23 protein-coding genes are annotated in these 23,989 nt (G+C 64.4%); 12 read left to right on the plus strand and 11 right to left on the minus strand.

The annotated features are described in order from the left end of the window. The first annotated feature begins 56 nt into the window (after positions 1 to 56). Positions 57 to 959, plus strand: coding sequence for an arabinofuranosidase (locus tag CH285_RS04500; protein WP_094644630.1), 903 nt, complete (start codon positions 57 to 59; stop codon positions 957 to 959). Between the two features lie 15 nt (positions 960 to 974). Here the strand turns inward: CH285_RS04500 and CH285_RS04505 are convergent, their stop codons facing one another. The 3 genes from CH285_RS04505 to CH285_RS04515 all read right to left on the minus strand — a co-directional run bounded on the left by CH285_RS04505 (position 975) and on the right by CH285_RS04515 (position 3,911). Then, positions 975 to 1,994 (minus strand): phosphotransferase family protein, encoded by a 1,020-nt coding sequence (locus CH285_RS04505; RefSeq protein ID WP_094644581.1) that lies wholly within the window; start codon positions 1,992 to 1,994, stop codon positions 975 to 977. Further along, complete coding sequence (locus CH285_RS04510) at positions 1,991 to 3,199, minus strand: acyl-CoA dehydrogenase family protein (RefSeq protein ID WP_094644582.1); 1,209 nt, start codon at positions 3,197 to 3,199, stop codon at positions 1,991 to 1,993. Before CH285_RS04510 ends, CH285_RS04505 begins: the two co-directional genes overlap by 4 nt. Positions 3,200 to 3,281: 82 nt before the next feature. Then, a complete protein-coding gene (locus CH285_RS04515) occupies positions 3,282 to 3,911 on the minus strand; it encodes a TetR/AcrR family transcriptional regulator (protein WP_032368888.1) in 630 nt (209 codons plus the stop codon). A gap of 153 nt (positions 3,912 to 4,064) precedes the next feature. On the opposite strand from CH285_RS04515, the gene CH285_RS04520 reads away from it, so the two are divergent. The 4 genes from CH285_RS04520 to CH285_RS04535 all read left to right on the plus strand — a co-directional run bounded on the left by CH285_RS04520 (position 4,065) and on the right by CH285_RS04535 (position 8,252). Further along, positions 4,065 to 5,702 carry a class I adenylate-forming enzyme family protein gene (locus CH285_RS04520; RefSeq protein ID WP_094644631.1) on the plus strand — a complete coding sequence of 546 codons (1,638 nt, stop codon included), beginning with the start codon at positions 4,065 to 4,067 and terminating at the stop codon, positions 5,700 to 5,702. Continuing rightward, entirely contained in the window at positions 5,699 to 6,991 is a 1,293-nt protein-coding gene (locus tag CH285_RS04525; RefSeq protein WP_094644583.1) for an MFS transporter, read from the plus strand. The genes CH285_RS04520 and CH285_RS04525 overlap by 4 nt, the downstream gene beginning before the upstream one ends. 70 nt (positions 6,992 to 7,061) lie before the next feature. Then, positions 7,062 to 7,397 (plus strand): DUF2834 domain-containing protein, encoded by a 336-nt coding sequence (locus CH285_RS04530; RefSeq protein ID WP_135046238.1) that lies wholly within the window; start codon positions 7,062 to 7,064, stop codon positions 7,395 to 7,397. A gap of 30 nt (positions 7,398 to 7,427) precedes the next feature. After that, the gene (locus tag CH285_RS04535; protein WP_032364700.1) at positions 7,428 to 8,252 is read left to right on the plus strand and encodes a dienelactone hydrolase family protein; all 825 of its coding nucleotides are present in this window, start codon (positions 7,428 to 7,430) and stop codon (positions 8,250 to 8,252) included. A 41-nt stretch (positions 8,253 to 8,293) separates the two neighbouring features. Here CH285_RS04535 and CH285_RS04540 read toward each other — a convergent pair whose 3' ends face one another. Then, positions 8,294 to 8,659 carry a DUF1330 domain-containing protein gene (locus CH285_RS04540; RefSeq protein ID WP_027496177.1) on the minus strand — a complete coding sequence of 122 codons (366 nt, stop codon included), beginning with the start codon at positions 8,657 to 8,659 and terminating at the stop codon, positions 8,294 to 8,296. A 159-nt stretch (positions 8,660 to 8,818) separates the two neighbouring features. Between CH285_RS04540 and CH285_RS04545 the strand changes: the two genes are divergently transcribed. Continuing rightward, on the plus strand, positions 8,819 to 9,718 hold the full coding sequence (locus CH285_RS04545; protein WP_080966328.1) for a 3-hydroxyacyl-CoA dehydrogenase: 900 nt from the start codon (positions 8,819 to 8,821) through the stop codon (positions 9,716 to 9,718). A gap of 113 nt (positions 9,719 to 9,831) precedes the next feature. Here CH285_RS04545 and CH285_RS04550 read toward each other — a convergent pair whose 3' ends face one another. Further along, on the minus strand, positions 9,832 to 11,034 hold the full coding sequence (locus tag CH285_RS04550; RefSeq protein WP_141214983.1) for a helix-turn-helix domain-containing protein: 1,203 nt from the start codon (positions 11,032 to 11,034) through the stop codon (positions 9,832 to 9,834). Between the two features lie 128 nt (positions 11,035 to 11,162). On the opposite strand from CH285_RS04550, the gene CH285_RS04555 reads away from it, so the two are divergent. From CH285_RS04555 to dctA, 6 genes are all read left to right on the plus strand, one after another. Then, positions 11,163 to 12,827, plus strand: a complete 1,665-nt coding sequence (locus CH285_RS04555; RefSeq protein ID WP_094644632.1) for an FAD-binding dehydrogenase — start codon at positions 11,163 to 11,165, stop codon at positions 12,825 to 12,827. A gap of 2 nt (positions 12,828 to 12,829) precedes the next feature. Further along, complete coding sequence (locus tag CH285_RS04560) at positions 12,830 to 13,759, plus strand: MBL fold metallo-hydrolase (protein ID WP_236254067.1); 930 nt, start codon at positions 12,830 to 12,832, stop codon at positions 13,757 to 13,759. 114 nt (positions 13,760 to 13,873) lie between these two features. Further along, entirely contained in the window at positions 13,874 to 14,920 is a 1,047-nt protein-coding gene (locus CH285_RS04565) for an ABC transporter substrate-binding protein (protein WP_027496182.1), read from the plus strand. A gap of 59 nt (positions 14,921 to 14,979) precedes the next feature. Beyond that, on the plus strand, positions 14,980 to 15,969 hold the full coding sequence (locus CH285_RS04570) for a FecCD family ABC transporter permease (RefSeq protein WP_080729059.1): 990 nt from the start codon (positions 14,980 to 14,982) through the stop codon (positions 15,967 to 15,969). Next, the gene (locus CH285_RS04575; RefSeq protein ID WP_027496184.1) at positions 15,966 to 16,745 is read left to right on the plus strand and encodes an ABC transporter ATP-binding protein; all 780 of its coding nucleotides are present in this window, start codon (positions 15,966 to 15,968) and stop codon (positions 16,743 to 16,745) included. The genes CH285_RS04570 and CH285_RS04575 overlap by 4 nt, the downstream gene beginning before the upstream one ends. 154 nt (positions 16,746 to 16,899) lie before the next feature. Beyond that, positions 16,900 to 18,330, plus strand: coding sequence for a C4-dicarboxylate transporter DctA (gene dctA, locus CH285_RS04580; RefSeq protein ID WP_094644586.1), 1,431 nt, complete (start codon positions 16,900 to 16,902; stop codon positions 18,328 to 18,330). On the opposite strand, the gene CH285_RS04585 is transcribed toward dctA, so the two are convergent. The 6 genes from CH285_RS04585 to CH285_RS04610 form a co-directional block, all read right to left on the minus strand. Then, positions 18,252 to 19,532, minus strand: a complete 1,281-nt coding sequence (locus CH285_RS04585; protein ID WP_072692246.1) for a PP2C family protein-serine/threonine phosphatase — start codon at positions 19,530 to 19,532, stop codon at positions 18,252 to 18,254. The two genes, dctA and CH285_RS04585, sit on opposite strands and share 79 nt — an antisense overlap. 17 nt (positions 19,533 to 19,549) lie before the next feature. Next, a complete protein-coding gene (locus CH285_RS04590) occupies positions 19,550 to 19,984 on the minus strand; it encodes an ATP-binding protein (RefSeq protein ID WP_032368860.1) in 435 nt (144 codons plus the stop codon). Further along, a complete protein-coding gene (locus CH285_RS04595; RefSeq protein WP_027496186.1) occupies positions 19,981 to 20,370 on the minus strand; it encodes an STAS domain-containing protein in 390 nt (129 codons plus the stop codon). Before CH285_RS04595 ends, CH285_RS04590 begins: the two co-directional genes overlap by 4 nt. A 31-nt stretch (positions 20,371 to 20,401) precedes the next feature. Then, the gene (locus CH285_RS04600) at positions 20,402 to 20,752 is read right to left on the minus strand and encodes an STAS domain-containing protein (RefSeq protein ID WP_141214982.1); all 351 of its coding nucleotides are present in this window, start codon (positions 20,750 to 20,752) and stop codon (positions 20,402 to 20,404) included. A 157-nt stretch (positions 20,753 to 20,909) separates the two neighbouring features. Beyond that, a complete protein-coding gene (locus CH285_RS04605) occupies positions 20,910 to 22,502 on the minus strand; it encodes a phytoene desaturase family protein (RefSeq protein ID WP_032388799.1) in 1,593 nt (530 codons plus the stop codon). After that, the gene (locus CH285_RS04610) at positions 22,499 to 23,869 is read right to left on the minus strand and encodes an APC family permease (protein ID WP_094644588.1); all 1,371 of its coding nucleotides are present in this window, start codon (positions 23,867 to 23,869) and stop codon (positions 22,499 to 22,501) included. The genes CH285_RS04605 and CH285_RS04610 overlap by 4 nt, the downstream gene beginning before the upstream one ends. Between the last annotated feature and the right edge of the window lie 120 nt (positions 23,870 to 23,989).

The following is a 23,989-nucleotide window of genomic DNA, read 5'->3' on the forward strand; positions in this document are numbered from 1 at the left end:
TCGTACATACTTCAGCGGTGATCAGGCCCCTGCGCAAGCACACCCTCGCCATTCCCATGACGCTCGTCGCCGCCGTCGGGCTGTTGTTCGGCGCAGAGGGGTCGGGTAGCGCTGCGCCTGCGGTCACGTACACGATGGTGGCCTTCAGTAACGACAGCGATCGCAACATGGACGTGTACCAGTCCAGCAACGGAACGGACTTCACCACGGTCGAGACCGCCGCGTACACGCCGCCCTCCGGTGTGGTTCGTGACTCCAGCATCTTCCGAGCCGCCGACGGTATGTACTACGTGACATATACGACGGGCGGCGGCGCGGAGATCGGCTTTGCGCGCAGCGCGAATCGGGTGGACTGGGAATTCTTGCAGAACGTTCCGATCCCGTTCTGCTGCCTGCTTCTGCCCGGGACCGGGGCGGGTACCGGCTCGGCGGGGTCCTCGGAACTCCCGTCACTGTCCCCGTTCACCACCAAGGCGTGGGCACCGGAGTGGTTCGTCGAGGGCGACCGCGTCAGCATCATCGTGTCGTTGTCTGCCGGCGGAGGGTTCGTGCCGTATCTCATGACGGCGACCGATCCCGGCCTGACGACGTGGAGCTCGCCGGTTCCGTTGGTGGGAATCATCAACGACCACATCGACACCACGGTGGTGAAGGCCGGGTCGACCTACCACGCCTTCACCAAAGGTGAGAGCAACAAGGTCATCGAACACTGGATCGCGCCCGCTGTGGGTGGTCCCTACGTTCGGGACCTCACCTTCCGCGATTTCGGTCCGTTGAAGGAAGGGCCCGCCGTCGTCGAGTTGCCCGACGGCACCTGGCGGTTGTACTACGACGACTACACGAACCAGAAGTACTTCTACTCCGACAGCGCCGACCTGAACGGCTGGTCCGCACCTCAGGAGCTTCCGGCGCTGTCCGGAATCGTTCGCCACATCGGCATCATGAGAGAAGCTGCCTAGCAACAGCTTCTGCGGTCAGCCCGCCGACAATGCTCGAAGGCCGGCCGCGATGAATTCTCCTGTTGCGTCGGCGGCGTTGCGTGCACCGGCACCGGTATCGGAGCCCGACAGTGCCCGGTGGGTGATGCCCTCGCCGATCACACCGAGCTTGAAGTTGGCCAACGCCATATAGAAGCCCCAGTTGTCCACCTCACGGCCCGATCGAACGGCATACTGCTGCACCAGATCCGCCGCCGATGGGTAGCGGTCGCTCGTCCAGGCTGCGTCGGCACCGAGAACGGCATCGAACACGGGTTGCCGGTACACGCACATCAGCGCGACATCGGTCAACGGATCGCCGAGTGTGGACATCTCCCAGTCCACCACGGCTGCAACAGAACTTACGTCCTCGACATCGAGAATCGTGTTGTCGACCCGGAAATCGCCGTGCACGATGGACGCCGCCGATCCGGTGGGCACCGCAGCTTCGAGGGCCCGGTGAAGTCGGTCGACGTCGGGTAGTTCCCGTGTCTTCACCGTCTGCCACTGACGCGCCCACGTGGCTACCTGTCGAGCAACGAAACCATCTGGGCGACCGAACTTTTCGAGACCCACGGCCGCAGGATCGACGGCATGCAGCTCGGCGAGCACCCGCACCAATTCGGCGGCGTTGTCTGCGACCTGCTCGTCGGTCAGATCGCGCAGATCCTCGCGTGTGCGCACGACGCGCCCGGGAACGAAACGGACCACCGTCATCGGAGCACCGAGTACGTCACCTTCTCGGTCGAAGGCCACGGTCTCGGCCACCGGCACCGCGGTGGACGCCAGCGCGTCGGTCACTGCCCACTCCCTGGCCATGTCGTGCGCCGACGGGGTCAGGCCACTGGTCGGGGGCCGACGAACCACCCACGTCGAGGTGTCGTCGTACACCTTGTACGTCAGGTTGGAGCGACCGCCGCTGATCATCTCGACCGTCAGCTCACCGTCGACATCGATGCCCTCGGCACGCAGGAATCGTTCCAGAGCAACGCGGTTCATGCCCGGTAGGTCGCTCATGACTGCTCCTGTGCGGCGCGCTTCGCTGCCCCGACCGCTCGTTTGGCAATAGCCCAGCGATGCACTTCCGACGGTCCGTCGTAGACCCGGAACGGACGTACTTCGCGCGAAAGCCGTGCCAGTGGCAGGTCGTCCGATACCCCGAGCCCGCCGCACATCTGGATGCTGCGGTCCACGATGCGAAAGATGGCCTCGGCCGCGAACGTCTTGGCGATGGAGGTTTCGTTGCTCGCGTGGCCGCCGCGATCCAGCTCGAAGCAGGCCTTGATCAACAGGGCACGGGATGCGGCGATGTCGATCTCGTTGTCGGCGACCATCTTCTGGATCATGCCGAGATCGCCGAGCTTGCCGCCGAACCCTTCGCGCTGGGCCACCTGGGCGACGGCGATGTCGTGCGCCCGTCTCGAGGCTCCGAGCCACCGCATCACGTGGGTCATACGGGCGGGCCCCAATCGCACCTGGGCGTAGGCGAAGCCCTCGTCGACGGCCCCGAGAACGTTCTCGTCGGGCACGAAGACGTTCTCGAAGTACACCTCGCAGTGCCCGCCGATCATGGCTTTGTCCAGGGTTCCGATGTGACGGCCGACCGTGATGCCCGGTGTGTCGGCCGGGGCGAGGAACATCGTGGCTCCGCCTCGGTCACCCGGCTTTCCGGATGTACGGGCCATGATGATGAAGAACCCTGCGCCGTCGGCTCCGGTGATGAACCACTTGTGTCCGTTGATCTTCCATCCACCGTCGGTCCGTTCGGCCGCAGTGGTGAGGGCCGAGGGATCGGAGCCCGCACCCGGTGCCGGCTCGGTCATCGCGAATGCAGATCGTTGATCGCCGCGGGCGAGAGGGGCGAGGAATTGATCCTTCTGTGCCGGCGATGCGATGTGCGCCAGCATGTGGACGTTGCCCTCGTCGGGTGCACCGAGATTGAGTGCGATGGGGCCGAACAGGGAGTAGCCCGCTTCCTCGAACACCGGTGCGCGGTCGCTCATCGACAGACCGTGCCCACCGTATTCGACGGGTGCGTGCGGTGCGAACACGCCCGCTTCCTTGGCTGCGGACTGCATCTCGACCCGGAGGCCGTCGCCGCCTGCGTCGGCGATATTGCCCAGAAACCGATCCTCGATCGGGAGCACGTATTCGCGAGTGAACGTCCGCGTTCGGTCGATCAGCTTCTCGACGTCTGCGTCGAAGGTGAGGTCGATGGCCATTGTGCACTCCCTGGTCGATACCGACCGAACACTCGCTCGGTCTCTTGAAGACTGGCATACACGCAGGTTTCGGTCAAGGAACTCACGTCCTGTGTGCAGTGCCTCGGCCGGTCGCGGCACCGACCGTTCGGCGTGCGATATCGAGGTACACCTCGACCAGTTCGGCCGGCGTCAGCGGGCCATCGGGTCGGTACCAGGTGGCCACTCCGATGCACATCGTGGTGACGGCCCGGCTAGCATCCGCGGGGTGCGGGGTGTCGAAGACCCCGGACTCGACTCCGTCGGTGACGATGGCGTCGAGCAGTCGTTGCTCTTCGTCGCGCTTGGCGATGTAGGCGGCGCGGTTGGCCGGCTCGAGACTGCGAATCTCGGTGGAGCACACGAACGCGGCATCGCGGCGATGGATATGGAACAGCAGCAAGGACTCCACGACCGCGTCGAATCGGTCCTTCGGCGACGAACCCGCCCCGTCCATGGCCGATCGAGTCCGGTGCAACAGTTCGTCCATCGACGCATTCATGATGCCGACCAGGAGGGCCTGCTTCGACGGAAAGTGGTGATACAGACCGGGAACCGACAAGCCGGCACCCGCGGCGATCTGCCGCACCGACGTGCCGTGGTAGCCCTGCTCGACGAAGATGCGCAAGGCCGACGCCAGCGCTGGGGACAGTGCCGCGCCCTCGTATGTTCGCCAGTCGCCGATCGAGGTCATGCGATCACCGTAGAGGGCGCAGCGAACTGGGCCGGGCGTTCGCACCGGGTTGACACCAAAGTTGTGATCCGCAACACTATCGAGACAGCAGACCGAACGAGTGTTCGGTCGGTCCGCATGGGCCGAAAGTCTGCTCGAGCGGAAGGGCCGTTCATGACCCTCGACAGCGCGACCGGGCCTGCAACTGTCCTCGACGCCTGGCGTAGCCGAGTCGCCGACACCCCGGACCGGCCGGCGCTGGCGTACTTCGACGCCGTGCTCACGGTGCGCGAGGTGGACGAGGCGTCCGATGCACTTGCCGCCGCACTGTTCGATCGAGGAGTGTCACAGGGCGATCGCGTCGGCATCTATCTGCAGAACATTCCGCAGTACGCCTTGACGTTCCTCGCGCTGTGGAAGATCGGGGCGGTCGCGTTGATCCTCAACCCGATGTACCGCAACCGTGAACTTCGCACCTTGATCGACGATGCAGAACCTGTCGCGCTCGTCTGCGACGAACACGATCTCGATTCTGTGGGGGCGACGTTGCGCGGCAGTTCGATTCGACTGCTCGTGAGCACCAGCGGACTGGACCTGCAGACACGCGACGACCCACGAGTCTTTGCGTCGACGTCACGCGTGACACCCCGGCCCGACGACGATCTGATGGGTCTGATCGACCGCTACCGTGGTCGATCTTTCCCCGAATTCGATCCCAGGCCGGACGATCTCGCGCTACTGGCCTACACGTCAGGAACCACGGGTCCGCCGAAAGGCGCGCAGATCTCGCACGCGAACGCCTTCGCGACTGCCCTCGATTTCGGGGAACGGGCCGGTCTCGACGACGGCGACGTCGTGTTTGCCGTCGCGCCGCTGTTTCACATCACCGGCGCAATGCTCGACGCAGCGGTGGCCCTGATCCGCGACTGCATGCTCGTGTTCGCGCATCGTTTCGACGCGGCAGTCACTCTCGACGCTGTCGTCGAGCATCGTGTCACCTACACCATCGGTTCGATCACGGTGTTCAACGCGATCTCCGCAACCGAGGGTGCGACGAGGGCCCACTTCGAGTCGGTGAAGGCGTTGTATTCCGGAGGCGCACCTATTCCGCCCGCCACCGTCGCCGCGTTCGAGTCCCAATTCGGTTGCTACATCCACAACGCATACGGGATGACCGAAACCACGGCGGGAGTCATTGCCGTGCCACCCGGCGTGCGCGCGCCGGTGGACGCGGCCAGCGGTTCACTGTCCGTCGGGTTGCCTCTTCCGCGCGTGACGTTACGAACGCTCGACCCTTCGGGCCGGCCGACACCCCCGGGACTTGCAGGGGAACTGGAGATCTCGGGTCCGCAGGTGGTTTCGGGCTACTGGCGCAATCCGGACGCGTCCGAGTCGACGATGCCAGAGGGACGTCTGCGCACAGGCGACGTGGCAATCATCGACGACCACGGCTGGGTGTATCTCGTCGACCGACTCAAGGATCAGATCAACGTGTCGGGATACAAGGTCTGGCCCAGGGAAGTCGAGGACACCCTCTACGAACATTCAGCGGTGTTCGAGGCCGCTGTGGTGGGCAGGCCGGATGACTATCAAGGGGAATCGGTGGTGGCGTACGTGTCACTCCGGCGCGACGCCACCACGACGCCGGATGAACTGATGGCCTTCGCGCGTGAACGACTGGCCGCGTACAAGCGTCCGAAATCCATCCACATCATCGACGAACTTCCCAAAACCCAGACCGGGAAGATTCGACGTGCAGCACTCAAACCTGTTCCTGTGAAGGATAATTCGATCGAAAGTGGCACTCCATGACTGTCGGATCATCGCACGACACCCGCTCGGCACCGGATATTTCCTCACGGAAGAAATCGTTGTTCGCCAGCACGATAGGCAACGTACTCGAATGGTACGAGTGGAGTGCCTATGCAGTGTTCGCGCCGTTCATCGCGGCGGCCATGTTCAGCCAGGCCGATCCTGTCTCGGCATTGCTGTCCACGCTTGCGGTGTTCGCCGTCGGATTCCTGATGCGGCCTCTCGGCGGCATCGTGTTCGGACGAATCGCGGACAAGAAGGGCCGTAAGTTCGTCCTTGTCACCACGATGCTGATGATGGCAACCGGCAGCTTGCTGATCGGCATCATGCCCACCTACGGTGCGATCGGGGCCTGGGCCTCGGTAGTGCTGTTGCTCGCACGCGTCATGCAGGGTTTCGCGCACGGCGGCGAGTCGGCGACGGCGTATTCCTACGTCGGCGAGATTGCACCACCGAACCGACGTGGCATGTGGGGCAGCGTCGCGTTCGTCGCCATCTTCGGTGGATCGGCTCTGGCATACACAGTGGGTGGCGTCATCACCTCCACCCTGTCGGACTCTGCTGTCGGGCAATGGGGTTGGCGCATCCCCTTCCTCCTCGGCGCGCTCCTCGCGCTGTTCGCTCTCTACCTGCGCAAGAACATGGACGAGAGCGAGGTGTTCGACTCGGAGCAGAACAAGGTCGAACAAGAACCGATCGCGCGTAAGACCGTCGTCAAAGCGATCGTGTTGATGATCGGAATGACGTCGGGAATCACGGCGGCGCACTACACCTGGACCTCCTACGTCTCGACGTTCGCCATCACGCAGCGCGGGATGAACCCGGACACCGCCTACTGGATGCTCGTCGTCGCGCAGTTGATAGCGCTGGTGTCGCTACCGTTCTTCGGTCGCCTTTCGGATTCGATCGGTCGGCGGCCGATGCTGGCGGCATTCGCCGTGCTGATGTTCGTGCTGCAGATCCCGCTGACGATGCTGATCTCGACGCAGTGGTGGTCATTGCTGCTGCCGTCGACGGTGGCCCTGCTCGTCATCGCCGTCCCGGCCTCGATTCTGTCGTCGACGTTGTCGGAGAGCTTTCCCACCCGACTCCGCACGCAGGCAATCGGATTCGCCTACTCGTTCTCGGTTGCGGTGTTCGGCGGAACGGCACCGTATCTCAACCAGCTGTTCCTCGGGTTGGATCTGGGCTGGGTCTTCGGCGTGTACATCATGTTCCTCGCTGCCCTGACCGGAGTCGCCTGCTTCTACATGAAGGAGACCAAGGGCATCCGGCTCGAGGACGTCTGACTCGGACCGGCCGACTCGGTCGAGTCGAACGACACGCCGGTGGTGTTGCGCGGTGCTCTACGTTGAGGTCATGAGAACCGCAGACGCCACTCGTCGACGCCTCCTGCTGCTGCTGACCGTCATCGGCTTCGTCGTCCCCAATGCCTACGTCGTCGGCTACTTTCGCGAGCACGGGGTGAGCGCGGGCAGCGCAGCGAAGTTCTTCTCCGAATGGGTGGCGTCCACGCCGACGCGAGCCTTGACCGCCGATCTCGGTATCACCAGTATCGCTTTCGGGATCTGGTCCAGAGGGGATGCGAAGGATCACGGCGTCAAACATTGGTGGCTGGTTCCCGTCGGTACCGGCTCGGTGGGAATTTGCTTCGCGCTTCCGCTGTACCTGTTGCTGCGTGAGTATTCGCAGTGATGTCGCCGATCGAGAAAGAGGACCGCTTCGATGACAGATGACGCCCTTGCCGACTTCGAGCGAACCGAGTTCACCGCAGACGGGCGCACGGCGCCTGTCTATCGAATCGGCACCGGGCCGGCGGTCATCGTGATGTCCGAAATGCCGGGCATCACGCCGAGAGTGGCGGATTTCGCGCGCACCGTCGCCGGGATCGGATGCACCGCGATCGTGCCGCACCTGTTCGGCGTCGACGGTAAAGATCCTTCGACCGCGCCCCTGGGCGTGCTCGGGACGGTGGCAACGATCTCTCGCGCCATCGTGCCGGCGTGTATCAGTCGAGAATTCACCATCCTGGCCACCGGCAAGTCGTCGCGAGTCGTGGTGTGGCTGCGTGCTCTGGCGGCCGAGGAACACGAGCGGTGCGGCGGACCGGGCGTCGGTGCCATCGGAATGTGCTTCACGGGCGGGTTCGCCCTGGCCATGGCCGCCGACGATCGATTGATCGCACCGGTGCTGTCGCAACCGTCACTTCCGTTCGCGGCATCGAAGTCACGCAGTCGTTCCATCGACATCAGTGCCGGCGACCTTTCGAAGGTGAAAAGCCGTTGTGCTGCGGGAGATCTCACTGTTCTCGGTATGCGGTTCCAGGGCGACACGATGTGTCCCCCTGCACGGTTCGAGTTTCTGAGGGAACAACTCGGCGACGCATTCGTCTCCGTGGAATTGCCCGACTCCTCGTTCAATCCGGAAGCCTTCGGACCGCCGCACTCCGTCGTGACGGAAGGACTCATCGACGAGCCGGGTCAGCCGACGCGGCAGGCACTGGACCAGGTACTCGATCTGTTCCGCAGTAAGTTGCTCGCAACGCCGTGAAGCCCCGCGGCGCGAACACGATGCGAAGCCGAAGGTCGAATTCACGACCACGGAATCGTGGCCTGCAGAACCGCCTCCTTCAGCGCGGCGGTCCGTAACGCCGTCACCGTCTGATATTCGGGATCGGCCACCATCTCGCTGAACGCCTTACGTGACGGGTACTGGACCAGGAGTACTGCATCCCAGGCCTGCCCGTCCTCCGCGGCAAGTGCGGTCGAACCGTCGCCCGCGTACAGCACCGTCGCGCCGTAGCGCGGGAGGAAAGTCTCGTCCAGTGCTTTCGCATATTCTGCGTAGGAGTCGCGACCACCCTCGGCGAACCGAAGCAGGTTGAGCATCACCACCGGACCGCCGGGATCTTCTTCGAGGTAGCGCTTCAGGTCTCTTCCGCGGGGATCGACAGCCATAGTTCGAGTATGCGTGAGCCGTCGATCCTGTGGAGTGCACAGCGCCGTTGTCGGTCGAGTCGATCCGCTGTCGGCCCCCACGAGACGGTGGCTCCGCGCTCAGCGGTAGAACTGGGGGAGCGGGAAACCAGTAACTCGATAAAGGGAAGTGTGTCGTCAATGTCCGATGTTGAGAACGTGACCGTATTCGGAACCGGAGTGCTCGGTTCACAGATCATGATGCAGGCTGCCTACCACGGAAAAACCGTTGTGGGATACGACATTTCCGACGAACTTCTGGCCAAGCTGCCGGACCGCTGGGAATGGATGCGCGGATACTACAAGCGTGACCTGAAGACTTTCGACGAGGCGCGCTTCGACAAGGCCATCGAATCCATCACGACCACCACCAGCGTCGCGGAGGCTGTTTCGGACGCCGACCTGGTGATCGAAGCAGTTCCGGAGGATCTCGACCTGAAGAAGAAGGTCTGGTCGGATATCGGCGCGTCCGCCCCGCCGAAAACTATCTTCGTGACCAACTCGTCGTCGCTACTGCCCAGCAGTTTCGCCGAGGCCACCGGGCGGCCGGAAAAGTTTCTCGCATTGCACTTCGCCAACCTCGTGTGGCGATACAACACCGGTGAAGTGATGGCAACTGCTGCAACAGATCCTGTCTACTTCGATGTCGTCCTGAGCTTTGCTTCGGAGATCGGTCTCGTTCCCGTTCCGGTCCGAAAGGAAATTCCTGGATACGTGCTGAACAGTCTTCTGATCCCGCTGCTGCAGGCGGGAGCCAACCTCTACGTCGGCGGGGTTGCCAATCCGGCGGACATCGACAACGTGTGGCGCATAGCCACCGGGGCACCCGCCGGTCCGTTCCAGATATACGACACTGTCGGCTTCAACGTCGCAGCACATATCGCGCGCGCACACGGTGGCGAGGATCAGGTCAAATTTGCCGACATACTGCAAAAGGGTATCGACGCGGGAAAGACCGGTCTCGGGGACGGTGAAGGCTTTTACACGTACGACTCCGACGGCAAGCGACTCGATGCTGTCGAGTCGTGGAACATCAACTGAATCACTCGATCCCGCCTGTCGGTGATCCTGGGATCGACGACCCGGGCTCGAGTAATCGGTCATGGGCGCATGTGCGCATGACCACCGGCGACGCCGAATTCAGCCGAGCCGGGTCAACCGAGTTGGCGTAGTTGTATCGCGGTGTCCAGCGCCAACCGATGCCACGCCGAACGCGGATCCCGTCCGGTCAGTTCCTGAGCCCGGCGCAGTCGATAGCGCAAAGTCTGCGGGTGCACCTGCAGTCGGGCGGCTGCAGCCGTTGCTGTGCCGGTGGAGATGAAGGCCGAAAGACCCAGCAGGATATGCTCGTTCGCTGCCTCGGTCAGCGGGCCGAGCACGCTACGCACCACCTCGCTCGTGTCGGCGGTCGGGCGCGCTGTCAACAGTGCCAACAGCTGACCGTCGCCCTGATCGAGCAGTGCCCGGCCGTCGAACGCGTGATCCGGTGCGGTCTCGAGCGCTTCCGAGGCGAGTCGCCACGAACTGCTGATATCGGTAACGGTCGATCTCTCCACGAGGCATCCGCGCAGCCGCAGATCCCGACACGCGAGGTCGACCTCGGCGCGATGGATCGACGGCGGCAGCAGCGCGATCGCGCGTTGTTCGCGCCGAGTGCACAAGTGCGTCCGTTGATCCGCCGTTGTGGTGCGGTCCGGAGGGACGAGGCCCATCGCAAGCACCAGAGACTCGACGGTGTCGTCGGACATGGGTCGGCCCGGATCGGTGGACTGCACCACGAGCAGGTTCGGGTGCGTGGGCAGCTTCAGGTCTAGTTCGCGAGTACGGTCCGACACCGTCCCGGGTGAGTTGTGTCTGGCAGCCAGCAAGTCGTCGAGCAACGCGGCGTGCGCCTGCGCACGGTTGGACGTGAGCTGTTCGCGCGCAATGACATACGCACCGATGATCTCCTCGGATATGGCGTCGATCGCGTCGAGCACGCCCAGGCCGAGTTCGGCGATGTCCGGCGGGTCGAGTACTTCCAGATGCTCCGTTGTCACGTGCCGAACGAACACGCTCGACGCGACTCGATACGCGCGCAGCACATCGGCCAGCGGCCGCCCGTCTGCCGCGCGTGCGGAACCTATGGCTCGGAATCTCTTGTGGTCGCGGTCGTCGATCGTCCGATCGCCGTGCGCCCACAGGGCCATCAGCCGCCTCAGTGACCAATACGCGATGGCCTCGACATCGGCCAATTGTGGACCCTGCAGTGACTGGTAGACCGGGATCGCGTCGCGAATCGCGTGTACTGCGGATGCGACGACGGGGCCCAGATCCGATTCGATCTTCGCGACCACGGCGACCCGCGCCGGGTACATCGATCTACCTCGCACTCTTTATCAGCACCTGATAAATCCTATACTCATTCGACTCGATTTCCTTGAGTTCCGACGCCGACGACAGCACAGTCGAGGGAGACACCCGGGTCGAGCAGAAGAGTGGGGCAATGGACGCAGACGTGATCGTGGTGGGGGCCGGCTTGGCCGGACTGGTGGCAACCGCCGAACTGGCCGACGCGGGAAAGCGCGTGCTGCTCCTCGACCAGGAACCCGAGCAGAACCTGGGTGGTCAGGCCTTCTGGTCCCTCGGCGGACTGTTCATGGTCGACACGCCCGAACAGCGTCGAATGGGCATCAAGGATTCTGCGGAGCTGGCGTGGCAGGACTGGCTCGGCACAGCGACGTTCGATCGCGGCATCGACGACCCTGCAGGGGAAGACTACTGGGGTCATCGGTGGGCCAGGGCATACCTCGATTTCGCGGCAGGTGAGAAGCGGTCGTGGCTCCACGCTCAGGGAATGCGATGGGTCCCCATCGTCGGATGGGCCGAGCGCGGCGGCTACCTGGCCGAGGGGCACGGAAATTCGGTTCCGCGATTCCACCTGACGTGGGGCACCGGGCCGGGTGTCGTCGCGCCGTTCGAGCGCCGCGTACGTGAGGCTGCCGACAAAGGACTGGTGCGTTTCGGTTTTCGGCATCGGGTCGACGGATTCGTCGTCGACGGGGGAGCGGTGGTCGGAGTTCGCGGTGCGATGCTCGAAGCCAGTGCAGCGGAGCGAGGGGCAGGAAGTACCCGCGTCGAAGTGGGTGAGTTCGAGCTCCGCGCCGGTGCCGTGCTGGTGACGGCAGGTGGAATCGGGGCAAATCACGATCTGGTGCGCGAGAATTGGCCGGCGCGGCTCGGGACGCCGCCGAAGTCGTTGATCTCCGGAGTGCCGGAACACGTCGACGGCCGAATGCTCGGCATCACCGAAAAGGCCGGCGGCCGCCTGGTCAACAAGGACCGAATGTGGCACTACACCGAAGGCATCAAGAACTGGAATCCGATCTGGAAGAACCACGGCATCAGAATCATTCCGGGCCCGTCGTCGATGTGGTTCGATGCCCGCGGGCAACGGTTTCCGGTTCCGAACTTCCCCGGATTCGATACGCTGGGAACGCTGAAAGCGATCCAGGACATCGGTTTCGAGTACTCGTGGTTCGTATTGACCCAGAAGATCATCGAGAAGGAATTCGCGTTGTCCGGGTCGGAACAGAACCCGGACATCACCGGCAAGAACCTCAAGCTCGTTCTCGGGCGGGTATTGCCCGGTGCCAGCGAACCGGTGGAGGCATTCAAGAAGAACGGCGAGGACTTCGTCGTCGCCGATTCTCTCGAAGAATTGGTCCAGGGCATGAACCGAATCACCGGCGAGGACTTGATCGACGGTGTCGACCTCAGGCGTCAGATCGAGTCGCGAGACCGTGAGGTGGACAATCCTTTCACCAAGGATCTGCAGATCTCTGCCATTCACAATTCCCGGCGCTCGCGCGGTGAACGCATCGCGCGGACCGCTGCACTTCACAAGATTCTCGATCCCAAGTCGGGTCCGCTGATCGCGGTGCGGTTGAACATCATCACTCGAAAGACGTTGGGCGGCATTCAAACCGATCTCGACGGTCGCGTTCTCGACTCGATGGGCACTGCCGTCGAGGGGCTGTGGGCTGCCGGTGAGATCGCCGGATTCGGCGGCGGCGGTGTGCACGGCTACCGGTCCTTGGAAGGAACCTTCCTCGGTGGATGCATCTTCGGCGGACGACAGGCAGGGCGAGCCCTGGCGGCGCAGGCGTGAGAGTGCCGCGTTCGCTCGGTAGACCCCCACTGCCCGATGCGGCCGAGATCGCCACCACAGCATCGGCGAATCCCCGATCCCCGGTGTCGGTCTCGTTTCTCGGGGTGAGCACAGTGCTGTTCGACGACGGCGAGTCGGCGATCCTGACCGACGGTTTCTTCTCGCGTCCGTCCCTGCCGAAAACCCTTCTGCTGCCGCTACGTTCGGACGGCCCGAGAATCGACAGTGCGTTGCGTAGGGCGGGCATCGGGACGCTCGACGCGGTGGTGTGCGCGCATTCTCATTTCGATCATGCCCTCGACTCCGCAGCGGTGGCACTGCGCACCGGCGCTGCCCTGGTCGGTGGTGCTTCGACGGCACAGATCGGGCGGGGCGCGCGGATGCCCGAGGGTCGCATCACCGTCGTCGCCGACGGTTCCGCGGTCGAACTGGGTCATTTCACTGTCACGTTCGTCGAGTCGGTTCACTCGTATCCGGACCGAGCTCACGGGACGATCGACCGGCCACTGCGGCAGCCTGCTCGGGTGCGAGCGTTCCGGTGCGGTGAGGCGTGGTCGATGGCAGTCGAGCACCGTCCGAGCGGCAGGCGGGCTCTCGTCCACAGCAGCGCCGGGTTCCGAGCGGGCATGCTCGACGGCCTTTCCGCCGAGGTGGTGTACCTGTCCATCGGTCAGCTGGGGCGCCGAACACGCGAGTACATCGGCGAGTATTGGCGGGAGACGGTGTTGTCGGTGGGGGCTCGGCGCGTCGTGCTGACGCATTGGGACGACTTCTTCCGGCCCCTCGACAGGCCGTTGCGGCCGCTGCCCTACGCCTTCGACGACATGCGCACCTCGCTCGACGTATTGACCGCCTGTGCACGCAGAGATGGGGTCGACCTGCAGTTGCCGACGCTGTGGCGGCGTGCGGACCCCTGGGCAGACATGGTCTGAGGCACCGAACGGGAGCGACCGAAATGCGCGGCGGTCGTCGAGCAAGATAGGGCAGGGTATCCTCTCCTCTTGTTCGTCCTCCCGCTCAGTACGTCGAGAAAGTTCGGTCACCCCGTGAAAAAAGGTACGAGGCGCGTCGCTGCCCTCTCGTCGCTGGTTCTTGCTGCAGGTCTGATCACCGCATGTGGCGAGTCCGAGGAGGTGTCGCAGACCGCGGCCACGGGCGGCGACGGCAAGACCGTCTACCCGCTCGTACTCGACAATTGTGGCCAGTCGGTGACCGTCGACGCTCCGCCGCAGCGAGTGGTGTCTCTCGATCAGGATTCCACCGAGATCCTGCTGTCGCTCGGTCTGCAGGATCGCATGGTCGGGACAGCGTCGTGGACGGATCCGATCCGCGAGAATCTCGCCGAGGCGAACGCATCCGTTCCGCGGTTGGCAGACAACGCGCCGACCTACGAGGTGGTGCTCGACACCGACCCGGATTTCGTCACCGCGTCGTTCGGCCGCCATTACAAGCAGGGCGGTGTCGCAGACCGTAGCCGCTTCGCCGAATCGAACATCGAGACGTATCTCGCACCCACCGACTGTGACAACGGCCTGAGCGTCAACGGTGGCAATCCCCGGACGACCCCGTTGACCATGGACGCGCTGTATCAGACCATTCGCGAAACGGCCGAGGTGTTCGACGTCCAGGAACGCGGTGAGAGCTTGATCAGCGAACTGCAAGGCCGTCTGGACGCGGCCACATCGGGCAACGACAAGACCGGTGAGAGCATCGCGTTCTGGTTCGCAGACACCAAGAGCCCGTACTTCGCCGGCCGCTCCGGAGCGCCTGCCCTCCTCGCCGATCAGGTCGGTGCCACCAACGTCTACTCCGATCTGCAGGACGACTGGGAAGCGGTCGGGTGGGAAACAGTGGTGGACCGCGATCCGTCCGTACTGGTGCTCGGAGACCTACTCCGCAATCGCTTCCCCGGGGACAAGCTGGAGGACAAGATTGCGTTCCTCGAATCGGACCCGGTCACCAGCACGATGGACGCGGTGAAGAACAAGCGGTACATCTCGCTGCACGGCGCCGAGATGAACCCCTCGATTCGGCTGGTCGACGCCGTCGAGAAGCTGACCGCAGGCCTGAACCAGATCGGGCCTCGGTCCTGAGCGCCACCACGGCCGAGCCGAGCGTCTCGGCGAAACGACAGATCGGCCTGCCCGCCGTCATGATCGGCGGGGTTCTCCTTCTGGTCGTCTCCGTGGCGATCGCGATGACGCTCGGGCCGGCCCAGATCTCGCTGGTCAACGTGCGTGACGTCGTGCTCAACCACCTGGGACTGGCGGACATCCCCGTCCGGGTGTCCAAGAACGCGATCGTGTGGGAAGAACGGCTCCCACGCAGCCTCGTGGCAGCTGCATGCGGCAGCGGCCTCGGGATCTGCGGGGTCATCATGCAGTCGCTGCTCCGCAATCCGCTCGCCGACCCGTTCGTGCTCGGCATCAGTTCCGGCGCGTCCACAGGCGCGGTGCTGGTCGGGATCCTCGGAGTCGGTGGGGCCGCGCTCGGACTGTCCGGTGGCGCGTTCATCGGGGCACTGGTGGCATTCGGACTGGTGCTGCTGCTCGCTCAACTCTCCGGCGGCAACAACGACCGCGTGATTCTGGCCGGAGTGGCGTCGACCCAGTTGTTCTCGGCATTGACGTCGTTGGTGATCTTCGCGTTCGCCGATTCCGACGAGACCCGCGGCGTCATGTTCTGGCTGCTGGGCTCGCTCGAGGGTGTTCGCTGGGACGACGTGATTCTGTGCGCCGCAGTCGTCGCGGTCGGGACAGCCGTCTGCTTCTACTACGCATTCGTGCTCGACGCGTTCTCGTTCGGCAACGAGGTGGCGTCCTCACTGGGCATCCCGGTACGCAAGGCTCGCATCGCACTCCTGGTCGTGACCGCCCTCATCACGGCCACCTTGGTAAGTGTGGCAGGGGCGATCGGATTCCTCGGGCTCGTGTTGCCGCATGCAGCGCGGTTCCTCGTCGGCTCGAGGCACGGTCGCCTCGTTCCGGTCACGGCATTGATCGGGGCGGTCTTCATGGTCTGGGTGGACGCGGTGTCGCGCGTCGCGTTCGCGCCGACGCCGCTGCCGGTCGGCGTGGGTACCGCACTGGTGGGCGTCCCGGCATTCATCGCCATCCTGTCCAGACGGAAGAAGGCGTCATGACACTCTCGGCAACCGATGTCACGTGGCGTCGCGGCGGTGCGCTGGTCGTCGACGGGGTGTCCCTCGAGCCCGGCCCGGGCGATACCGTCGGGCTGCTCGGGCCCAACGGATCCGGCAAGTCCTCGCTGCTGCATCTGATGAACGGTGCCGTCAGGCCGACGTCGGGCGTGGTGACCCTCGACGGAACCGAGCTGTCCGCGATGCGGCGCAAGGACGTCGCGAAGATCGTGGCCGTGGTGAGTCAGCACGCCGACACCGACTTCGACATCACCGTCGCCGACGTCGTACGGCTCGGCCGCATTCCCCATCGAGGAGCGTTCGGCGGAGACGCAGCTGCAGATGCGGCGGCCGTGGATTCTGCACTGCGGCATACGGGTCTGGCAGGAAAGGCTCATTGTCTGTGGCATCAGCTGTCCGGCGGAGAACGGCAGCGCGCGCAGATCGCGCGCGCCCTGGCTCAGGAGCCGCGGGAACTGCTGCTCGACGAACCGACCAACCATCTCGACATCCATCATCAGCTCGAATTGCTGGCGCTGGTCGCACGGTTACCCATCACGAGCGTCATCGCACTGCACGATCTGAACCTGGCGGCGATGTTCTGCACGCAACTCGTGGTGTTGTCCGAGGGCCGGGTGGTGGCAGCAGGCGCACCCGCCGACGTACTCACCGAGGAGTTGATCGCGCGGGTGTACCGCGTGCGTGCCCATGTGACCCTCGATGGACCGAACAACAGTCCGTCGATCCGATTCGAGCCCGGCCTCGGGGCGCACGTGTAACTCGACCTGCCGATCGAGTCGACTGGTTTCACCATCGACCATCACCGTCAACATCGCCGAAACATTTCTCGCGCACGATGGTCGCGCCGAAACATGGTGCGATGCGACGGAGATGTCGCCGAGCACGACGGAAACTCGATCGAACGGTGAGCGCATGACAGAACGACCGACCGCAACGGACCGGGAAGCCGAACCCGGTGTACACCGAAAGCCTTGGTATGCATCGCTTTTCGTGCAGTTACTGATCGGCATAGTCGGAGGCATTGCGATCGGGTGGCTCTGGCCGGGCCTGGGTGCAGACCTCAAACCACTGGCCGACGGCTTCATCAAGCTCATCAAGATGCTGATTGCCCCGATCATCTTCTGCACCGTCGTCATCGGCATCGCCCATGTGGGCGACCTCAAGTCCGTCGGCCGCATCGGCGTCAAGGCCCTGGTCTACTTCGAGCTGATCACGACGTTCGCGCTCGTGTTCGGCCTGGTGGTCGGCAACATCGTCAAGCCGGGCTCCGGGTTCTCCATCGACCCGCAGACCTTGGCCACCGGTGCCGAGGCCGTCGACCAGAAGACCGGCAGCGGCGAGTTGCCGCACACCGTGGACTTCTTGCTGAACATCATTCCGACCTCCGTGGTGTCGGCATTCGCGGAGAACGCGCTACTGCAGGTGCTGTTCTTCGCCGTGCTGTTCGGCTTGGCCTTGGCGAAGTTCGGTGAGAAGGGCCCGCCGATCGTGCTCGAACTCGTCGATCACATCAGCCACATCTTCTTCACGATCATCGGTTGGATCATGCGCCTGGCACCCATCGGTGCCTTCGGGGCGATGGCATACATCGTCGGCCAGTACGGCATTTCGTCGCTCGGTAGCTACGGGAAACTGATCGCGTGCTGCTACCTGGCTGCCGTGTTGTTCATTCTCGTTCTCGCGGCCGTCGCGCGGTACTTCGCCGGAGTCAACCTCTGGAAGTTCTTGCGGTACATCAAGGACGAGTTGTTCCTCGCCCTCGGAACGGCGTCGACGGAGGTGGTACTGCCGCGCATCATGGTCAAGCTGACCGAGGCAGGGTGCTCCCGCACGACCACCGGTCTGGTGGTTCCGACGGGATATTCGTTCAACCTCGACGGAGCAACCCTCTATCTGTCGATCTGCATTCTCTTTCTCGCGCAGGCTCTCGGCGTCGACCTGACACTCGGAGAGCAGATCGCTGCGGTGTTGATCCTGATGCTGACCTCCAAAGGCATGGCCGGAGTACCGGGTTCGTCGTTCCTCGCATTGTCGGCGACCGTTGCGGCCATCGGGCACGGGTCCATCCCGGTTGCGGCCGTGGCGTTGCTGCTCGGTGCCGACCGGATCATGGACTCCATGCGAGTATCGGTGAACCTTCTCGGCAACTGCGTCGCGACATTCGTCGTGGCGAACTGGGAGGGCCAACTCGACAAAGAGCGAATGCGCAGAGTGCTCGACGGTGAGGAAGTACCGCTGTTGGAGGCGATCGAGGAGTCGAAGGACTACGAACCGGTCGGATCCGAGCCGGAATCGGTATCGATCGGGGGAACCTCGAATGCGAGCAACGCCACGTCGTCCTGAAGTCCGTCACCGAACGAGGCCAACAATTCGGTCAGATCGTCGACGATCTTCGCCGCGGAGGTCCGGCCTCGTTCGGCGGCGAATGCGTGCAGACTGCCGTCGTCGTCGAAACGAGTTCGGCCCGGGCCGACGATCGCCTCGGTCAGCCCGTCGGTGTAGAACGCCAACACGTCACCGGGCTGCATCGTCACCGTCGCCGAGGCGAAGTGCGGTTCGGTGAGGGCTCCGACCAACTGCCCCCCGGTGGTGTCCACGAATTCGACGACGCCGTCGTGCGCGATACGAAGAGCCGGCGGGTGGCCACCGCTGGCGAGGTGCACCACGGCACCGTCGGGTCCCGGCGCGACGGTACCGAAGACCACGGTGCAGAAACGCGGATCGTCGCCGTGAAACTCGTGGTGGAGCACCGTGTTGAGGTTCTCGAGTACGGCGATCGGATCCCGATCGAAGACCGCTGCGGCCCGCAGCGTGTATCGAGTCAGGGACGTGACGGCAGCCGCGCCCGCTCCTTTTCCGCTCACGTCGCCGAGGAAGAAACCCCACGTCGCGTTGTCGAGGGGAAACACGTCGTAGAAGTCGCCGCCCACTTCGTCGATGGACGCGGGGTGGTAGTGGGCCGCCACCTGCATGCCCGTCGGCGCGGACAGGATCGGCGGCAACAGTGTGCGTTGCAGAGTCGACGCCAGAATCTGTACCTGAGTCTTCTCGGCTTCCGCCAACTTGCGGGCTTCCTCCGACGCGCCCAATGCATCCTGAGATCGGTCGAGAGCTGCTTCGGCGTCGTCCTGAGCTGCCTCGGCATATATCCGCGCATCCATCAGGTGCTGCTCGCGGACTCGGCGCTCGGTCTCGTTGTGCAGCGTCATGGTCACCGTCGTCGCACCGGACACCGCTCGCAAACTGTTGGCGAGCATCGACACCGCCGTCTGCGAGCCCGATGCGGGTGCGCCGGTGAGTTGCGCCGTCACTCCGATGGGCGAGTCGGAGTCGGACGACGTGGCTGCCGCGAGCAGTTCGCGCAAAACCGGTGCGAACTCGGGGCTGAAAAGATCCGTGACTGCGGTGCCGACCAGATCGTCCCGACTCAGTGCCGTGATGCGAGCGGCCGCCGCGTTGGCGTAAAGGATGTCGCCGGACGCAACGTCGATCGAAAAAACCCCGCACGGTGCGGAGTCGAGTAGTTCGGCAGCCGAGGCGGTCATGGCTTCTCCTACCAAGATTACGAGGGGCGGCCGGTTGATTCGGCCGTGACTGGGTTCCGCCACACTGCGGTGACCACGGTGCCCAGACCTGGACGGTGGTCGACGGTGAGGTCGTCGGACACTGCCTCGGCGAGCTGAAGCCCGTGGCTTCGTGTGGTCGTCGGTGCCGGCGGACGCCACGTGCCGGTGTCCGAGACGGTGACGGTCAGCGTCTCGCGTTCGTACGCTGCGGTGATCGTCATCGTCCCCGGTTCGGGCGCGGAGCTGTAGGCGTGTTCGACGACGTTGGCCAGGGCTTCGTAGGCCCCGAGAGCGATGTCGTCCACGAGGGTCCGATGCACGCCCAGGTCGAGCGCCCAACCCTGAAGTCGGCGCCGAGCGGCGCTGGCAGCGGCAGCCTCAGCGGTCGCAGTGTGACTCCATCGACTGGCGGGCTGCGAGTGGGACGTCATCGGCCACCCTCACTGTCGACCGCGCTCGACTGCACATGCGCCACAGCCTCGGGAACGGTGGTGAACGTGGCCATCACCCGGTCGATTCCGCTGAGCTGAACCGGGCGAACGACCACCCCGTCGACGGCGACCAGTGCCATTCGCGACGATTCGGGCAGCCGGTCGGACACCCGGACCAACACGGTGATGGCGCTCGACGACAGAAAGCTCACATCGGTCATGTCGACTACCAGTCCGCGTTCCGCGGCGTCGGCCGCAGGGAACGCAGCGGCGGACAAGTGGGGGATGGTATCCAGGTCGAGTTCGCCTCTGACTGTGATGACGGTTGTCGCGTCGTGCACATCCGAAACGATCTCGAACTGTCCTCCGGTCGGGTCGTCAGACATACGGCCGAGGTTACCTGTCATCGTGTCCGATTCACGATCCAGGCGCGTCGACGAACAGGTCGCCTGCACCCAGTACGTCGAGGACCATGCGCACCGAACGGGCCGGTGCGTGGATGACGATCTTGCCCGGGTGGGTGTATGTCGCGTCGACGATGGCATTCGCGACTCCCGAGTAGACGAACGACACCTCGGACAAGTCGATCGTGACCACGGAGGAAACGGCGGCCAGGCGATCGAGGCCGTGGACGAACTCGGCCCGGGTCGACATGTCGAGTTCACCGAAGGCGCACAGGATGTTGTTCCCGTCGGAACGGACGATGGTGTCGAGTCGGAACTCGGCTTCGTCGTCGCGAACGGCGTTGTCCATGGTGGCAATGCTCATCGACATGTCGAGACCTCTTCCGGAGAAGTGCGCGGCCGGCTGGTGTCTCCGCCTGCTCGCTGGTTTGTTGTGTAGTCAACGATGCCAGTGCGAGATGTCGGACGGTGATGCCGACGATCTCGAGTCGGTAACGAAAGATCTCGTTTCGGTAACGCCGTCATCGGGTCAGGAATTCGATCAGTGCACTGGTGACTTTCTTTCGCGCCCATCCGCTCGCCCCGCGCTGGCCGAGTGCGGCCCGAGCGGCGTTGGCCCCGGCCGCACCGTGGACTCCGCCCCCGGGGTGGGCGGACGCGGACCCGAGAAACAATCCTTCCACCGGGGTCTCCGCGCGCCCCAATCCTGGCGTGGGACGAAAGATCAACTGCTGCTGCAGTTGTGCGGTACCGCCGTTGACGGCACCGCCGTGCAGGTTGGCATCGGCGCCGTGCAGATCACTCGGTCTCTGCACCACCCGTCCCACCACCGAATCGGCGAATCCCGGGGCATGCTGTTCCAACACCTGATCGACGCGGTCGGCGACGGTCTCGGCGGCCGAGTCGTCGACGACGCCGCGCGGCAGATGTGTGTAGGCCCAAGCGCTTTCGGTGCCCTCGGGCGATCTGGACCGGTCCGCTGTGGTCATCTGGCCGAACAACATGAACGGGCTCTGCGGGAGAACCCCGGTCGTGAGATCGGCCGCCCAATGGACCAGGCCGTTGTCGTCCGCACCGAGGTGGACGGTGCCTGCGTCGGCCAAAGATGCTGAGCGCCAAGGTATTCGACGGTCGAGAGCGTAGTTGAGCTTGACCACCGGGGTGTCCCACTCGAACGTACGTAAGTCGTCGTGCACGCGACGCGGGACCGCATCGAAGGGCAGCAACGACCCGTACAGCGCGGGGGCCGACACGTCGGCAACGATCGCTCGACGAGCGCGGAACGTCTCGCCACCTGTCGTGTGCACGGCGCGTGCACGACCGCCCCGCACGTCGATGGACTCGACGGGTCGACTGCACGTCAGCACAGCACCCGAGGCCTGGGCCCGGCGAATCAACGCGTCGGTCAATGCCGACGATCCACCTACGGGCGCCGGATACCCGACGTCCTGCGCGAGCATCGTCAGCAGATATCCCATCATTCCGCTCACCGGCGCGTCGGTGGGTACGTCGCCGTGCATCGCATTGCCCAGGAGCAGGCACCGCGCGGCCTCGCTGTGGAACAGCTCGTGGGCCATCACCCGTGCAGGCAACGCGGCGAACCGGACGAAGCGCAGTGTCTCGGAGACGCCGAGAGTGCGCGCCAATCGTGCTGCCGGCAGTACCGGTGGAAACGGCCCGAAGAGCGAACCGAGCAGGGGAGTGCGAATACGTTCCCACTGCTCGAACAGGCGCAGCCACGTGTCACCGTCGCGTACGTCGTGCTCACGCAACAGAGCAGCGGTCGCCTCGACGTCGTGATGGACGACCGGAGCGTCGGTGTCCTCCGGGGATCGCGCGTGGCCGTAGACCGTCGGCGAGTGAGACCACGTCAGTCCGTGACGCTCGAGCTCGAGTGCTGTCATGGCGGGCGAGGACACAGCCAGCGGATAGAACGCGCTGAACAGGTCGCTGGTGAATCCAGGAACCAGTTCGGCACTGCGGACGGCGCCGCCGGGTAGTTCGGCCGCCTCGAGAATCACGACGTCCCACCCCGCGTCGGCCATCGCCGCGGCGGCGACCAATCCGTTGTGACCGCTACCTATGACGACTGCGTCGACCTCTGTGGTGGTCATCGGGTGATGCTCCTGGGCTCGGTCGCGGTCTTGTTGCTCACAACCCTACCGACGTAGTACAGCGCGATTCCGACTGCGAGCAGCAGCCCGGCGCGGAGCCACGTGGCCGCGGACTGCTGAGTGAGCAGCACGGCGCACGTGATCAACGCCAGGACGGGAAGCGCCGTCGGCGTTCGGAAGTGGTCGGTGTCGGGTCGGTCTCGACGCAGCACGAGCACAGCAATGTTGGTACTGATGAAGACGAACAACAGAAGCAGCACCACCGTTTCGGCGAGTGCGGCCACGGAGCCGGTGGTGCACAACACCATTGCGACCACAGTGGTCGCGACAATGGCCGCCCACGGAGTCTGGCGGCCGGGCAGCACCTTGGCCAGGGCGACCGGAAGCAATCCGTCGCGGGCCATGCCGAAGGTCAATCTCGACGCCATGATCATCGTCAGCAAGGCACCGTTGGCGACGGCCACGAGGGCGACCAGACTGAAGACCCACGGTGGGATTCCGGCGTCGGCGGCGTCGACGACCTCGAGCAGCGGACCGGTGGACTGGGCCAGCGTATCCGCCGGAACGACCGTCGAGACTGCCAGACCGACCAGCACATAGACCACTCCGGCCGTCGTGACGGCTCCGAGCAGAGCCCGGGGATACACCCGCCGCACATCCTCGACCTCCTCGGCGATGTTGGCCGAAGTCTCGAACCCCACGAACGAGTAGAAGGCGAGCAGAGCCGCCCCCAGCACTGCCAGCGTCGGCGTGGTGTCGTCGGTGAATTCGAGCACCCGTGACGGCGCGCCGTCGCCGCGGCCCAGAACGAGCCCGGCCAGGGCGATGATCACGACGAGACCGGACACCTCGATCACCGTCATACCGAGGTTGGCCCGAAGAGATTCGGTGATCCCGCGGGCATTGAGAAGTCCGACGGGAAGTAGGAAGACGACCGCCGCAGGCACGGCGGGCACATCGAGGAACACTGCGAGATAGTCGCCCGAGAAGGCCAGCGCCAGACCTCCCGCGCTCGTCACGCCAGCCGCGAGCATCGAGAATCCGACGAGGAACGACACTATCGGTCGCCCGAAGGCTCGCTGCGCGAACACCGCCGCCCCGCCTGCTCGCGGGTACTTGGTCACCAATTCGGCGTACGACGCCGCAGTGAGCAAGGCCATCAGGAGAGCGAGCAGCATCGGCAGCCAGATCGCTCCGCCGACCTCACCCGCGATTTCCCCGACGAGAGCGTAGATCCCGGCACCCAGCACGTCACCGAGAATGAAGACGAACAACAACTTGCCCGAGATCGCCCGGCGCAGTGGCGTCGACGACCCGTCGGACTCGGAGCCGTTCGGGTGGACGCTCGGACTGTGGTCGGACGCCATCAGTTCCGGTTTCCGCTTCGGGAGCTGGTGCTGGAGACAGATCGATCCGAACGACGCAGCGGGGATGTCATGGCAATCGCATGCCCGGTGTGTTCGGTCTTCAACCGTGTTCTCTCGATC

The organism is Rhodococcus sp. 05-2256-B1 (assembly GCF_002258465.1).
GTDB lineage: Bacteria > Actinomycetota > Actinomycetes > Mycobacteriales > Mycobacteriaceae > Rhodococcoides > Rhodococcoides fascians.

What these genes read in the sequence shown, in the direction of transcription:
- CH285_RS04500 (WP_094644630.1), top strand. Translation starts at nt 57, where the DNA reads ATGACGCTCGTCGCCGCCGTCGGGCTGTTGTTCGGCGCAGAGGGGTCG.
- CH285_RS04505 (WP_094644581.1), bottom strand. Translation starts at nt 1,994, where the DNA reads ATGAGCGACCTACCGGGCATGAACCGCGTTGCTCTGGAACGATTCCTG.
- CH285_RS04510 (WP_094644582.1), bottom strand. Translation starts at nt 3,199, where the DNA reads ATGGCCATCGACCTCACCTTCGACGCAGACGTCGAGAAGCTGATCGAC.
- CH285_RS04515 (WP_032368888.1), bottom strand. Translation starts at nt 3,911, where the DNA reads ATGACCTCGATCGGCGACTGGCGAACATACGAGGGCGCGGCACTGTCC.
- CH285_RS04520 (WP_094644631.1), top strand. Translation starts at nt 4,065, where the DNA reads ATGACCCTCGACAGCGCGACCGGGCCTGCAACTGTCCTCGACGCCTGG.
- CH285_RS04525 (WP_094644583.1), top strand. Translation starts at nt 5,699, where the DNA reads ATGACTGTCGGATCATCGCACGACACCCGCTCGGCACCGGATATTTCC.
- CH285_RS04530 (WP_135046238.1), top strand. Translation starts at nt 7,062, where the DNA reads ATGAGAACCGCAGACGCCACTCGTCGACGCCTCCTGCTGCTGCTGACC.
- CH285_RS04535 (WP_032364700.1), top strand. Translation starts at nt 7,428, where the DNA reads ATGACAGATGACGCCCTTGCCGACTTCGAGCGAACCGAGTTCACCGCA.
- CH285_RS04540 (WP_027496177.1), bottom strand. Translation starts at nt 8,659, where the DNA reads ATGGCTGTCGATCCCCGCGGAAGAGACCTGAAGCGCTACCTCGAAGAA.
- CH285_RS04545 (WP_080966328.1), top strand. Translation starts at nt 8,819, where the DNA reads ATGTCCGATGTTGAGAACGTGACCGTATTCGGAACCGGAGTGCTCGGT.
- CH285_RS04550 (WP_141214983.1), bottom strand. Translation starts at nt 11,034, where the DNA reads ATGTACCCGGCGCGGGTCGCCGTGGTCGCGAAGATCGAATCGGATCTG.
- CH285_RS04555 (WP_094644632.1), top strand. Translation starts at nt 11,163, where the DNA reads ATGGACGCAGACGTGATCGTGGTGGGGGCCGGCTTGGCCGGACTGGTG.
- CH285_RS04570 (WP_080729059.1), top strand. Translation starts at nt 14,980, where the DNA reads ATGATCGGCGGGGTTCTCCTTCTGGTCGTCTCCGTGGCGATCGCGATG.
- CH285_RS04575 (WP_027496184.1), top strand. Translation starts at nt 15,966, where the DNA reads ATGACACTCTCGGCAACCGATGTCACGTGGCGTCGCGGCGGTGCGCTG.
- dctA (WP_094644586.1), top strand. Translation starts at nt 16,900, where the DNA reads ATGACAGAACGACCGACCGCAACGGACCGGGAAGCCGAACCCGGTGTA.
- CH285_RS04585 (WP_072692246.1), bottom strand. Translation starts at nt 19,532, where the DNA reads ATGACCGCCTCGGCTGCCGAACTACTCGACTCCGCACCGTGCGGGGTT.
- CH285_RS04590 (WP_032368860.1), bottom strand. Translation starts at nt 19,984, where the DNA reads ATGACGTCCCACTCGCAGCCCGCCAGTCGATGGAGTCACACTGCGACC.
- CH285_RS04595 (WP_027496186.1), bottom strand. Translation starts at nt 20,370, where the DNA reads ATGTCTGACGACCCGACCGGAGGACAGTTCGAGATCGTTTCGGATGTG.
- CH285_RS04600 (WP_141214982.1), bottom strand. Translation starts at nt 20,752, where the DNA reads ATGAGCATTGCCACCATGGACAACGCCGTTCGCGACGACGAAGCCGAG.
- CH285_RS04605 (WP_032388799.1), bottom strand. Translation starts at nt 22,502, where the DNA reads ATGACCACCACAGAGGTCGACGCAGTCGTCATAGGTAGCGGTCACAAC.
- CH285_RS04610 (WP_094644588.1), bottom strand. Translation starts at nt 23,869, where the DNA reads ATGGCGTCCGACCACAGTCCGAGCGTCCACCCGAACGGCTCCGAGTCC.